Origin of the sequence: Marinobacter algicola DG893, assembly GCF_000170835.1 — a bacterium.
Lineage (GTDB): Bacteria > Pseudomonadota > Gammaproteobacteria > Pseudomonadales > Oleiphilaceae > Marinobacter > Marinobacter algicola.
This window is the reverse complement of the sequence record NZ_ABCP01000010.1, coordinates 69,089-81,377: the sequence shown is the minus strand read 5'-3', so window position 1 is coordinate 81,377 and position 12,289 is coordinate 69,089. Positions and strand designations below refer to the sequence as shown.

General features: G+C 50.7%; 12 protein-coding genes. 7 read left to right on the top strand and 5 right to left on the bottom strand.

The genetic code is table 11. The features are described 5' to 3' along the window. Positions 1–38 precede the first annotated feature (38 nt). From MDG893_RS09380 to MDG893_RS20915, 3 genes are all read left to right on the top strand, one after another. Entirely contained in the window at positions 39–719 is a 681-nt protein-coding gene (locus MDG893_RS09380; protein WP_007153530.1) for a glutathione S-transferase family protein, read from the top strand. Between the two features lie 35 nt (positions 720–754). Then, positions 755–1,087, top strand: coding sequence for a tRNA-binding protein (locus MDG893_RS09375; protein ID WP_007153529.1), 333 nt, complete (start codon positions 755–757; stop codon positions 1,085–1,087). A gap of 91 nt (positions 1,088–1,178) precedes the next feature. Continuing rightward, positions 1,179–1,700, top strand: coding sequence for a hypothetical protein (locus tag MDG893_RS20915; protein ID WP_007153528.1), 522 nt, complete (start codon positions 1,179–1,181; stop codon positions 1,698–1,700). 587 nt (positions 1,701–2,287) lie between these two features. On the opposite strand, the gene MDG893_RS09370 is transcribed toward MDG893_RS20915, so the two are convergent. Both MDG893_RS09370 and MDG893_RS09360 read right to left on the bottom strand, forming a co-directional pair. Then, positions 2,288–3,399, bottom strand: a protein-coding gene (locus MDG893_RS09370; protein ID WP_085985285.1) for an IS3 family transposase whose coding sequence is annotated in 2 segments (ribosomal slippage) — positions 2,288–3,138 and positions 3,138–3,399 — 1,113 coding nt in all. Because the reading frame shifts where the segments join, the coding sequence is not laid out codon by codon here. A gap of 246 nt (positions 3,400–3,645) precedes the next feature. Further along, positions 3,646–4,539 (bottom strand): LysR family transcriptional regulator, encoded by an 894-nt coding sequence (locus MDG893_RS09360; protein ID WP_007153526.1) that lies wholly within the window; start codon positions 4,537–4,539, stop codon positions 3,646–3,648. Positions 4,540–4,698: 159 nt separating this feature from the next. Between MDG893_RS09360 and MDG893_RS09355 the strand changes: the two genes are divergently transcribed. The 3 genes from MDG893_RS09355 (at position 4,699) to MDG893_RS09345 (ending at position 7,569) form a co-directional block, all read left to right on the top strand. Further along, entirely contained in the window at positions 4,699–5,457 is a 759-nt protein-coding gene (locus MDG893_RS09355; RefSeq protein WP_007153525.1) for an SDR family oxidoreductase, read from the top strand. Between the two features lie 74 nt (positions 5,458–5,531). Then, positions 5,532–6,539: a zinc-dependent alcohol dehydrogenase family protein gene (locus tag MDG893_RS09350; protein ID WP_007153524.1), complete on the top strand. Its 1,008-nt coding sequence runs from the start codon at positions 5,532–5,534 to the stop codon at positions 6,537–6,539. A gap of 22 nt (positions 6,540–6,561) precedes the next feature. Continuing rightward, a complete protein-coding gene (locus tag MDG893_RS09345; RefSeq protein WP_040474465.1) occupies positions 6,562–7,569 on the top strand; it encodes a zinc-dependent alcohol dehydrogenase family protein in 1,008 nt (335 codons plus the stop codon). Between the two features lie 287 nt (positions 7,570–7,856). On the opposite strand, the gene MDG893_RS09340 is transcribed toward MDG893_RS09345, so the two are convergent. Continuing rightward, entirely contained in the window at positions 7,857–8,801 is a 945-nt protein-coding gene (locus MDG893_RS09340; RefSeq protein WP_007153522.1) for a LysR family transcriptional regulator, read from the bottom strand. Positions 8,802–8,912: 111 nt separating this feature from the next. Between MDG893_RS09340 and MDG893_RS09335 the strand changes: the two genes are divergently transcribed. Then, a complete protein-coding gene (locus MDG893_RS09335; protein WP_007153521.1) occupies positions 8,913–9,956 on the top strand; it encodes a zinc-binding alcohol dehydrogenase family protein in 1,044 nt (347 codons plus the stop codon). Positions 9,957–10,113: 157 nt separating this feature from the next. Here the strand turns inward: MDG893_RS09335 and fghA are convergent, their stop codons facing one another. Both fghA and MDG893_RS09325 read right to left on the bottom strand, forming a co-directional pair. Continuing rightward, positions 10,114–10,956: an S-formylglutathione hydrolase gene (gene fghA, locus MDG893_RS09330; protein ID WP_007153520.1), complete on the bottom strand. Its 843-nt coding sequence runs from the start codon at positions 10,954–10,956 to the stop codon at positions 10,114–10,116. A 56-nt stretch (positions 10,957–11,012) separates the two neighbouring features. Continuing rightward, positions 11,013–12,131: an S-(hydroxymethyl)glutathione dehydrogenase/class III alcohol dehydrogenase gene (locus tag MDG893_RS09325; protein ID WP_007153519.1), complete on the bottom strand. Its 1,119-nt coding sequence runs from the start codon at positions 12,129–12,131 to the stop codon at positions 11,013–11,015. Positions 12,132–12,289: the final 158 nt, after the last annotated feature.

The following is a 12,289-nucleotide window of genomic DNA, read 5'->3' as shown; positions in this document are numbered from 1 at the left end:
ATTTCCGGATAAACCACCCCACCTGAATGGAGACAGGGATGTACACCCTTCATATTGCGAACAAGAACTACTCGTCATGGTCGTTGCGCCCCTGGGTGCTTATGAAGGAGCTGGGCATTGAGTTTAATGAACAGCTCATTGTGTTTGGTGACGAACCCACCTGGCAGGCGTACAGGCGCCTGAGCCCCAGCGGCAAAGTCCCCTGCCTGACGGATGAAAGCACAACCGTATGGGACTCGCTGGCCATCATCGAGTATCTGGCCGAGCGCCACGAGGGCGTATGGCCCAAAGACGCAAAGGCCCGTGCCTGGGCACGTTGTGCGGCTGCTGAAATGCACTCCGGATTCCAGTCGCTGCGGGATATCTGCAGCATGAACGTGGGCCTGCGTATCCGCATGAACGCAATCAGTGAAGGCCTGCAAAAGGATGTCGATCGCATCGACAGCCTGTGGTCTCATGGCCTGCAGCAGTTCGGTGGTCCCTTCCTCGCCGGTGACCGCTTTACCGCTGTGGATGCCTTCTTTGCCCCTGTCGTCTATCGGGTACGCACCTATGGGCTGAAGCTGAGCGAAGGCGCCGCCGCCTACGTCGAGAGAGTTCTGGCATTGGGCAGTATGCAGCAGTGGGAAGCCGAATCCCTCGCGGAACCGTGGCGGGACACCGAGCACGAGGACATCGCGTTCACCGTCGGCACCTTGCTCGCGGACCACAGAAAATAGCCACTTTCTTTTAACGGACAGAGGACACACCAGGAATGATCAGTTGGGAAGACTTTGAGAACGTAGAGCTGCGCATCGGCACCATCATCGAGGTAAACGAGTTTCCGGAAGCCCGCAGGCCAGCGTACAAGTTGAAAGTCGATTTCGGCCCGGAAGTGGGCGTTCGAAAATCCAGTGCGCAGATTACCGACCTGTACAACCCTGAGTTGTTGTTGGGTAAGCAGGTGCTCGCCGTGACCAACTTCCCGCCAAAACAGATTGGTAAATTTATGTCCGAGTGCCTGGTGACGGGGATCAAGAATGATGAGGGGGCGATAACCCTGGTAAGCACGGATCACAAGGTGAGTAATGGGCAGAGGCTTATTTGACTCTTGATTTGATCAATAACTGATCTATTTTTAATGGTACCCCCTAACGGCCGTTGTCGTTGTCCAGAAGGCATGAGCAAAGGAATTTGGCATGTCTCAGTTACTATCGTATGAAGATACCGGTTCGCTTCTATCTGTACTGTCTCATGCATCGGAATTGTCGAAACAAGAGCTGGTGCGGTCCCTGGAGGCAATACCAGGCGTTGAGGTGGCTGGAAACCTACCCGCGAAGAATGAGCTGGCCGGGTATCACAGGTACAGCATTCCCGTGACATCGTCACGTAATCGCAAGTATTCCGGGCTCCAGGTGTGGGGGCTGGACCCAGCAACAGCGACCGTATTGGTGATCGGGCTGGGGATACTGCTCGATTACGTCAGAACATCCCGGAACCCTGACACATCATCGCCTGGCGGCGGTGGTCCCCCTACGATAGACAGCGACGGTTCCGGGCCCCAGGAACTCTGTAAGCACAAAGTGGATGGCGAAGAATGCGGCCGGCCACTCAGATCACCCACAACCGTCCGGCAGGGTGGCTCAATCGTGGTTATACGCCACTGCACGAAAGATCCTCGTCCCCACCCCACCGTTGAATATTTTATACAGGATTCTTAGGTTTTATAGGTGCGGACACGGTAACGTGATCGACTATGCGCTTGTTTAGGGCTTTCTCGGAACTATGGGTTAGTTTGTGGTAGTGCAACCACAAATTGGCTGGGTGTAGCCGTGACGATGTTGTCGATGCGAAGTGTCATATCACGCTATTAAACAAAAGCGAACATTCGTGCTGCGCCCTACCAGAGATAATTTCCCCTCCGCAGAATGGCGAAATTTATCCTCTCCAGACGGCTTCCTTTGCCTGAAGAGTTCAATTCGAGTTCTTTCAAACTAGTGCTTATGCCATCTTGTGATCATGCGGTTGATTAAAAATCGCACATAGTAGTTAGGAGTGGCAATAATTCATATCTGAATAATAATTGTAGCCTCCCGGAAGCCCTACCCCGAAAGCATGGAGCAGCTCCTAAAAAGCATTTTTAGTCGGACTTTCAGCTGCAGAATGCACGCAGCAACCTTTCCTAAAACGAACACGGCCTCTCTGCCAACAACCCTAGAACCATCATCAATAGAAAAATGAAGGGAAAACTGATGGATTATGAAACGGACAATTTAGTGATCGGCAGTGGTGTGTAAACATCCCTGTTTTAGTTGCACCGCTGATTAGAGTTGTCCGCCCGTTGGTGTTTCGCCAGGTATTCCCATGGCGTCAGGTCTTCCAGTGAATCGTGGGGACGCTCATCGTTGTATTCCGTCATCCAGGATTCGGTCACTTCTCGGACTTCGGTTAGGTTCCGGAAGACATACATGTTCAGGATCTCGTCCCGATAAGTCCGATTGAAGCGCTCAACATACGAATTCTGAATGGGGGTGCCCAGCTTGATAAACTCCAGCTCGATACCGTGTTGCTCAGCCCAATCTGCCAAGGCAATCGAGATGAATTCAGGACCGTTATCCATGCGTAGTTTTGCCGGGTAACCTCGCCAAGCAATGATGCGTTCCAGAACCCGTATGACCCTCGGTGCTGGCAGGTTCAGGTCAATCTCGATAGCCAGTACCTCCCGGTTAAAATCGTCCACCACGTTGAAGGTGCGGAACCGGCGACCACAGAACAGACTGTCGCTCATGAAGTCCATGGACCAGCATCGATTAACGGTGACTGGCACGCTCAATGGCTCCGGGTTTCGTGTTGGGAGTCGTTTCTTGCCCCGTCGTCGTTTGTTCAGGTTGAGTGCGCAATACAGCCGGTGTACCCGCTTGTGATTCCATCCGTGCCCCCAGCGTCGCAGCACTTTGAACAGTTTGCTGAAACCGTAGGCAGGATAGCGCTCAGTCGCGCTTTGAAGCGCTGCAATCACCGGTTCATCCCGGGAGGTGTCCGGCCGATACCGGTACACAGAGTCACTGATGCCAGCGATTCGGCAGGCTCTGCGAATGCTGACGCCGTGAGCCTGCTTAAGGTAATCCACCCGTTCTCGTCGAACGGCTGGCTTTACAGCTTTTTTTCGATCACATCCTTCAGCAGTTTGTGATCCAGGCTCAGCTCGGCATACATCTGCTTCAGCCGGCGGTTTTCCTCTTCCAACTCTTTGAGGCGCTTCACATCAGAGGCCTCCATGCCCCCGTACTTGGATTTCCAGTTGTAGTAGGTCGCATCGGAGATGCCGTATTCCCGGCAGACTTCCTTGACCAGGCGGCCGCCCTCGACCTCCTTCAGGATCTTGACGATCTGTGACTCGCTGTACCGTGATTTCTTCATGTCGTTCTCCGTTTGCCTCATTGTAGGCCGGAGAACTCTAATTACGCATGCACCGATTTTAGGGGATGGTTACAACTATCCAAAAAGCAAAAAAATATGCACAGGAGACAGAGTTTTGGCAGCATGTTGGCAGCTAAATGCACTTTGTTATGATTCCTGGTGACTCAACGAAGATATTGGTTACGGTTTTTGCAGTAAAGTGAGCTAATGTAGTATTCGCACTTTATGAATATTACTTATGTGCCATTAGTGGACACTCAATCTTGACACCAAGTGATCAAAAACTAATCGAATACGTTGTGGTACTGGACCACGTTGAGGGCGATAAATATATAAATCCCAAGGCACAGGCTCGGCCTCTTCTAACACTCTCACAAGTTTCTCTTGGCGTAATAAGTCTTGGGCCAAAAAGTCAGGAATTTGAGCAAACCCCAGACCATTTTGTACACCCATTAATTCAGCTTCGGCGTCGGCACTTCGAAAACGTGTTATGGATGGCATCCACTGTCTGTCCATGGAAAAAACCCATGGCCAAAGCTTTCCCGTATTGCGATCTACTAACCCTGTAACCGGCAAGTGGTTTAGATCTTCAATAGACGCAGGCCTTCCCACTCTATCTATTAAGTCAGGCGAAGCCACGACATACAGATTAATTTTGGCGAGCTGGCGGGCAATAAATCGACTATCCCTCATGAAGCCGATACGAATCCCAATATCTATTTTTTCGTCAACTACATCCACGCGCTCGTCACTGAGTGTCAGGTCTATATCAAGTTGAGGATGTACTGTTGAGAGTTCCATTAATGCTGGCATCAAGCATTGATGACCAAAACCAACAGGCGCTGCGATACGAACCCGCCCTTGTAATTCATTACCCGAGTCAGGGGCGCTTGTTTGAAACAATTCATCTACAGCGCGCAGGCGTTCTTTTGCTATCGCAGCAAATTTTTCTCCAACTAGGGTCACTTGTATGTGTCGCGTATTTCGATGAAATAAAAGCTCCCCTTGCAATCGCTCTAACTCCTTCACTGCTCGTGTCACTGCCTGAGGAGAAATTCCCAGACGGTTAGCCGCTTCTTTAAAGCTGCGAGACTCCGCAGCAGTACAAAATATCCGGAGCATTTCCAATCTGTTAAGCATCACAGTCATACTCAGGTTTGGTATGAATACACAAATATTATTCCAAATTCTGGAATTGTCAAATCAAAACGTTTCCATTTATTGGTTTTTGAAGGTGAGGGATAATTTGCTTGTCAGTTAGACATAGTCATTCATTCAACTGATTTGAGGATATTAACTATGAGTAGTGTTTTAGCAAACAACATCAGCGGTAAGGTCGTTGTGATCACTGGTGGTAGCAGCGGTTTAGGCGAGACCACGGCAAGACATTTAGCCAGTCTTGGCGCATCTGTTGTTTTAGGTGCCCGACGCATCGACAAGCTTGAAGCTATTGCTGCTGACATACGTACAGCGGGCGGAAAAGTTGCGGTTCAAGCGACAGATGTGACTAGCCAGGACGAAGTGAAGGCCCTTGTAAATCTTGCACAAGAGCGCTTCGGTAAAGTTGATGTGGTTATCAATAATGCAGGGTTAATGGCGATTGCACCGTTAGCTGAGACTCGAGTTGACGAATGGGATCGCATGATTGACATCAACGTTAAAGGTCTGCTGTATGGAGTAGCCGCAGCGCTTCCGATCTTTCAGGAACAGGGGTCCGGCCACTTTATCAATATTTCGTCCGTAGCGGGTATCAAAGTATTCAGTCCCGGCGGCACGGTTTATAGCGGAACCAAATTCGCTGTTCGCGCTATTGCCGAAGGCTTGCGCCATGAAGTTGGGGGTAAAATTCGTTCAACAATCATTTCACCAGGTGCAGTCGAATCTGAATTAAAACATGGAAGTTCAGATGCTCAGGGTGCAGCCTTTGTAAAAGATTTTTATCAGCAAAATGAAATTCCATCTGAATCTGTTGCTCGTGCTATCGCATACGCAATTGAGCAGCCTGCGGATGTGGATATCAACGAGATTGTTCTGCGCCCAACTGTTCAAGAATTTTAATTCGTTTAATAAAAGACCTATTAACCAGCGGGTGATTTAACCACCCGCTGAATATTCAGATTGTGAGGTTGTTGATGACTGCGTTAAACGGACAAATGCGTGCTTTGATATTAGATAGCTATGAAGAAGGTACAGTATTCCGGGATGCCCTGATTAACTTACCTTCTCCATCAGCAGGTCAGGTGCAAGTAAAAATATTTGCGAGTGGCGTCAATCCTATTGATTACAAGATCCGCCGAGGTATCGCTCCTTATGCCATGCCGGAATTACCCGCAGTACTTGGCACCGATTTGGCTGGAGAAATTGTTGCTATCGGCGACGGCGTCACCGACTTTGCAGTAGGCGATGCAGTTTATGGTCTGACTGGCGGAGTGCGAGGATTGCAAGGCTCATTGGCTGAATATGCCAACGTAGATGCTGAGTTACTTGCTCCCAAACCGAAAAATTTGTCCATGCGTGAAGCTGCGGCTTTACCTCTGGTTGCACTTACCGCTTGGGAAGGTTTGGTTGACAAGGCGAATGTCAAAGCGGGCCAGAAAGTCCTTATCCAGGGTGGAGCTGGCGGAGTTGGGCATGTAGCTGTGCAAATTGCTAAGGCCTTAGGTGCCGACGTTTATGCCACTGCATCGACTGGAAAACAACAACTGCTCAAGGCGCTTGGTGCCACGCCAATTGATTATCACACTGCAAGCCCTGCTGAGTACGTGGACGCATACACCCAAGGCAAAGGATTCGATATCATTTACGACACTGTCGGTGGCTCTGTACTCGATGCCTCATTAGGTATCATTGCACATTATGGACATATTTTAAGCTGTGCTGCATTCGGCTCACATAACCTCGCACCGTCGTCATTACGCTCTGCAACATTGTCAGGGATTTTTGTGTTACACCCAATGCTCAGCGGAGAGGGGCGCAAACATCATGGTGACATTCTGCGGCAAATTACGGCTCTCGTTGAAGCTGGACAAATTAAGCCACTACTCGATCCGTTACGCTTCTCCCTTGACACGGCAATGGATGCACATAATGCCGTAGAGTTGGGGTCCATGGGTAAAGTAGTTATTGATGTAATTGCTTAAAAAGTCATTGTTGAGTATGCATATGAGCCCAGGAAAACTAATTCGAACTGTTCGTTTCCATGAATTAGGTGGCCCCGAGGTGTTAACTATTGACTCGCTGGCGAGTCCAGGTTTGCAGGCCACTGATGTTCGTATTGCGGTCAAAGCTGTTGGGCTCAATCGTGCTGATGCCATGTTCAGGCGAGGCCAGTATATAGAAAAGGCTGACCTCCCTTCGCGAATCGGCTATGAAGCATCCGGGATAGTTATTGAAGTCGGGGAAGAGGTAAATCATTTACGCCTTGGGGACGAGGTTTGCATTGTCCCTCAGATGGGGCTTTCTCAGAATGGCTGCTACGCAGAAGAGATTGTCGTTCCAAGTGAATATGTGGCACTTAAACCAGCAGGGCTAACCTTTGCTGAAGGCGCAGCAGCCTGGATGCAGTACCTGACAGCTTATGGCGCTTTGGTCGAAATTGCTAACGTGCAAAAAGGCGATGCAGTGCTGATAACCGCCGCATCGAGCAGTGTTGGATTGGCTGCGATTCAAATCGTGAATTCTCTGGGGGGGATCCCTATCGCTACAACGCTAACAGGAGCTAAAAAGGCTGCTGTGCTCAAGGCTGGCGCGGCCCATGTGATTGCAACCCAAGAAGAACCGCTACTGGATAGCTTGAAAAGCATCTTGGGAGCAAACAATTTAAACATCGCATTTGATGCTGTCGGTGGGCCGCAGATAGCTGACATTGCTGAAGCAATGAGCCCTGAAGGAACAATAATAGTACACGGAGCATTAAGTCCCGAAATAACTCCTTTTCCCTTAAAAATAGCACTTCGTAAAAGTCTGACAGTCAGGGGGTATGTGTTTACTGAAGTTATAAAAGACATCGGGCGTTTTCGCAGAGCAAAGCAATTTATCCACTCGGGTTTATCCGAAGGAACACTCAAGCCTGTCATTGATCGAAGCTTTAAATTTGAAGAGATAGTAGCAGCGCATCACTATCTGGAGTCAAATCAGCAGATTGGTAAAATAGTGGCCGTACTTGATTAACAGTTCGTAGCTTCCGCTTGTCTCTCAACTCAGTCAGTGCCTGATAATAATTAGCGTGCTGTAAGCTTCATACTTAGGCGTAAAGCAGGAACGCTTATTCGGCGAACTATAATATCGAGATAGTACATGCAGAAAAGCCCGCTTGTCGCTCAAAGCGGTCACCTGCGCTTTGGCTGGTGTATCCGAAATCCAATGTATTAACCGCAAAGGTCCGGGTGTTCATTGATTTTCTGGTAGAGCGAATAGGCCTGAAGCCGCCATGGCTAAGCTACGCTTTGAAAGACGTCTTATCCTTGTTTTTGTTTTTGTTGTTGAGATAGGACCCCTTTCTGGTTCATTTCTTTCATGATGTCATGGCAATACTGTTTCAGAGAATCCCTCAACAATCGCACTGCTGGCGTAATGGATTGTCGTGTTGGGCAAATCAACCATAACTCCGCAATTGGTGGCGTATAGTCTGGCATGACATTGATGACTCGGCCGGCCAACAGATCGTCCGACATGTCGAGACAGGATTTCACGGCTATGCCGTGTCCGGCCACGCACCAGCGTCTAACCAGATCGCCGTCGTTCGATGCGCGGTTGCCTTTCATTTTTACTCGGAACTCTTCACTGTCCCGTTTAAAGGTCCACAAATCGTAGGGAATATCCTGCAACTGATAGAAAAGTCCGTTGTGAACTGCCAGGTCGTGGGGGTGTTCTGGCGTACCGTGTTCGCTCAGGTACTCGGGTGTTGCGCAGAGAAGGCGGGGAACGTCGCAGATTTTGAACCCATACAAGTTGGAATCGTCCGGTGACCCATACCGGAGGGCCATATCGACCGAATCCCGGAAAAAGTCCACATTACTGTCGGTAATCTGGACGCGTAAACTGAGCCCGTAGTGCGAGGCCATGAGCTGGTCAATCCAGGGCACTACCCGGTTCCTTCCCAGATCGGAGGAGACTGATAGCCGAATTTCACCTGCCACTGTTTCGCTGCTGGAATGAATGGACTGCCTGGCTTCGTTCAGTAATCCCAATGCCTGTTGGCATTGAGGCAGATACTTTTCGCCGGCTGCCGAGAGTCGCAGTTTGCGGGTAGAACGGATAAACAGCTCAACCCCCAATTCCTGTTCCACGCGCTTGACGGCGGCACTGGCGGTCGCGGCTCGCATATCGAGGCTGGTGGCTGCAGCGGTAATGTTCCGGAATTCAGCCACTTTAAGCACAACGGTCAGATCGTCGAAGGTCATTTTAAAAAATTATTTGATTATGTTTATGGGATTGGCCTGTTTTTCATAGTGTAAAGAGAGATCACACTGCTTACCACGATCAAACACGACCCGCTTACTGTGGAGAAAAACATGAAAGCTGTTGGATACACTGAATCCTTACCCATTAACGATCCGAAACCCCTGCAGGATGTTGAATTACCGAAACCAATGGCGAACGGAAGGGACCTTTTGGTCCGGGTCAGGGCGATTGGCGTCAATCCGGTAGATTTCAAGGTGCGTCAGCGTGCAGCGGCGGAGCCGGGCGAGTTTAAAGTTCTGGGCTGGGACGCTGTTGGAGAAGTTGTTGCGACAGGTGAGGGTGTCTCATTGTTCAAGCCCGGCGATCAGGTGTACTACGCAGGCGATGTAACTCGACAGGGCAGCAATGCGGAATACCAGATCGTTGACGAACGCATCGTTGGCCGCAAACCCGCCAGCCTGAGTGATGCGGAAGCCGCAGCACTGCCCCTGACTACCATCACGGCTTGGGAAATGCTGTTTGATCACCTCGGGCTTGAACAGCAGCAGCCGGGAAATGTGCATCCGACTGACCAGGTGATCCTTGTGACTGGCGCTGCGGGCGGCGTTGGTTCCATTCTGATCCAGCTGGCGAAGAAATTGACGGGTGCCACCGTTGTGGCATCAGCCTCCCGCCCAGAGTCCCGCGAATGGGTCGAATCATTGGGGGCCGATTTCGTTGTAAACCACCGGGAATCACTGCAGCGGCAGGTTGAACAATTGGTGTCAGAGGGCAAAATTGCCCCGATCACACATGTCGCCAGCCTGAATGCCACCGATCAGTATTTTGATGATTATGTGGCTCTGCTTCAGCCATTTGGCAAGATCGCCATGATTGACGATCCTGCTGAGCTGGATGTGATGAAAATCAAACCCAAGAGCCTGTCACTGCACATTGAATTTATGTTTGCGCGTTCTATGCATGGCGCCGATGATATGCAGGTGCAGCACGACCTTCTGGAGACGGTAGCGAGTCTCGTGGATCAGGGGGTTATTCGAACCACGGCTGGAAAAAACCTTGGTCTGATTAACGCCGAAAACCTGCGTGCTGCACACACCGAGCTGGAGGCCGGCAAAGCGGTTGGCAAAATTGTTTTGGAAGGTTTTGAGAAGTGAAGCCTTTGAAATTCCCGAAAGGGATGGCTAAAGCCATCCCTTTTGGTCACGTTGGTCATTCCTGAATTTCGGCTGAAAACACCTCAACCAAATAATCAATCATTGTAGTGGTATATGAGGTCCACTGCTTCGATTACGGCGGCTGTCTTGATTGCCGTTACTCTTTGAACAGGTGTTTTTGGTGAAAACGGAGATGCGACTCAATGAAGCTACTGATGAAATAGTAGCTATGGTCGTAACCCTGGCGAAAATTCAACTCAAGAGGGTAATTGGTGATCTCGGCCGCAGTCATTAGGGCCTCAGGATGAAGTTGTTCCGTGAGGAAATTGTCTGCGTCCCCCTGGTCGACTAGGGCTGGCACGAACCGACGGGACTCCCGTAGTAGCATACTGGCATCGTAATCGGCCCAGCGAGAGGTGTCTTTACCCAAATAGGCGGTAAAGGCTTTCTTCCCCCACGGGCAGTTGACCGGGTTGCTGATAGGGCTGAAGGCTGACACCGACTGGTATCGGTCGGAATTACGCAGAGCCAGGACCAAAGCTCCGTGACCACCCATTGAATGTCCGGCGATCGAGCGCTGGTCAGTGACGGGAAAGACAGACTCAATCAACGCTGGCAACTCATTCAATACATAATCGTACATGTGGTAATGCTGGTTCCAAGGACTTTCCGAGGCATTGACATAGAAGCCTGCACCCTGGCCAAGATCGTAACTGTCATCGTCAGGAATGTCTTCGCCACGTGGGCTAGTGTCCGGTGCCACAATGGCAATGCCTAGCTCTGCAGCCACGCGATGGGCTCCGGCTTTATTCATGAAGTTCTCATCGGTACACGTTAGGCCGGACAGCCAATAAAGTACCGGTACTCTTTGCCCGTTCGAGACCTGAGGTGGCAGGTAAATTGCGAAACGCATGGCGCAGCCGAGACTGTCGGACTGGTGACGGTACTGTTTATGCCAACCATCAAAACTTTTGTTGCTGCTCAGGTTTTCAATTGTCACAGGAAGCTCCATCGGTTAATGGGCCGCCGGTCCGGTTGGACCGGCGGCCGGCAGGGTTACTTGTCGAAATGGATGACACTGCGGATGCTCTTGCCTTCATGCATCAGCTCAAAGGCTTCATTGATATCATCCAGGCCCATGGTGTGGGTGATGAAATCATTGAGCTTGAACTCGCCCTGCAAGTAGCGCTCGACAATACCGGGTAGCTCAGAGCGACCCTTGACGCCACCGAAAGCGGAACCTTTCCAGACTCGGCCGGTGACGAGCTGGAATGGACGGGTGGAGATTTCCTGGCCAGCCCCGGCAACACCAATGACCACTGACTCACCCCAGCCTTTGTGGCAGCATTCCAGGGCAGATCGCATAACGTCGACGTTGCCGATACATTCGAAGGAATAATCTACACCGCCATCAGTCAGCTCGACGATCACTTCCTGAATGGGCTTTTCGTAGTCTTTGGGATTGATGCAATCTGTCGCGCCCAACTGACGAGCCAGGTCGAACTTGCTCTCGTTAATGTCGATGGCAATGATGCGGCTGGCCTTGGCCATCGTGGCGCCGATGATGGCAGAGAGACCGATACCGCCGAGCCCAAAGATCGCAACCGTAGCGCCTTCTTCAACCTTGGCGGTGTTCATGACCGCTCCCATACCCGTGGTCACTCCGCAGCCCAGCAGGCAGACTTCTTCCAAGGGTGCGTCTTTGTTGACCTTGGCCAGGGATATTTCTGGCAGTACGGTGTATTCGGAAAAGGTGGAGCAGCCCATGTAGTGATGGATAGGTTGGCCGTCCTTGTAGAAACGGCTGGTACCGTCGGGCATCAGGCCTTTCCCCTGGGTTTCGCGGATTTTTCCGCAAAGGTTGGTCTTCCCGGAGAGGCAGAATTTGCACTCGCCGCACTCTGGCGTATAGAGGGGGATAACGTGGTCTCCGATCTCGACGCTTGTAACTCCTTCACCAACTGCTTCCACCACTCCGCCACCCTCGTGGCCAAGGATCACTGGAAAGTTACCCTCTGGGTCCTCTCCGGAGAGCGTGAAGGCATCGGTATGACACACACCACTTGCGATGACTTTCACCAATACCTCTCCCGCTTTCGGAGGCATCACATCCACTTCTTCGATTGACAGTGGCTGACCGGGGCCCCAGGCAATTGCCGCTTTTGATTTGATCATCTCAGCCATATTTCTCTCCTTTAATCATATTTGGAAGGCGGGAAACCGCCGGACTCGCCAGCTCATTGTATTTATTTCGTATTGATTGATAATGTGGTTATATATCAATTCACCTTTACCAATGTGGAATAATAGGGCTGATGAAAGCTGAAAAGGGC

Excerpts from the sequence above, each read along its gene's own strand:
- MDG893_RS09340 (WP_007153522.1), bottom strand. The coding sequence starts at position 8,801 with ATGACCTTCGACGATCTGACCGTTGTGCTTAAAGTGGCTGAATTCCGG.
- MDG893_RS09375 (WP_007153529.1), top strand. The coding sequence starts at position 755 with ATGATCAGTTGGGAAGACTTTGAGAACGTAGAGCTGCGCATCGGCACC.
- MDG893_RS09335 (WP_007153521.1), top strand. The coding sequence starts at position 8,913 with ATGAAAGCTGTTGGATACACTGAATCCTTACCCATTAACGATCCGAAA.
- MDG893_RS09355 (WP_007153525.1), top strand. The coding sequence starts at position 4,699 with ATGAGTAGTGTTTTAGCAAACAACATCAGCGGTAAGGTCGTTGTGATC.
- MDG893_RS09360 (WP_007153526.1), bottom strand. The coding sequence starts at position 4,539 with ATGCTTAACAGATTGGAAATGCTCCGGATATTTTGTACTGCTGCGGAG.
- MDG893_RS09350 (WP_007153524.1), top strand. The coding sequence starts at position 5,532 with ATGACTGCGTTAAACGGACAAATGCGTGCTTTGATATTAGATAGCTAT.
- MDG893_RS20915 (WP_007153528.1), top strand. The coding sequence starts at position 1,179 with ATGTCTCAGTTACTATCGTATGAAGATACCGGTTCGCTTCTATCTGTA.
- MDG893_RS09325 (WP_007153519.1), bottom strand. The coding sequence starts at position 12,131 with ATGATCAAATCAAAAGCGGCAATTGCCTGGGGCCCCGGTCAGCCACTG.
- MDG893_RS09380 (WP_007153530.1), top strand. The coding sequence starts at position 39 with ATGTACACCCTTCATATTGCGAACAAGAACTACTCGTCATGGTCGTTG.
- MDG893_RS09345 (WP_040474465.1), top strand. The coding sequence starts at position 6,562 with ATGAGCCCAGGAAAACTAATTCGAACTGTTCGTTTCCATGAATTAGGT.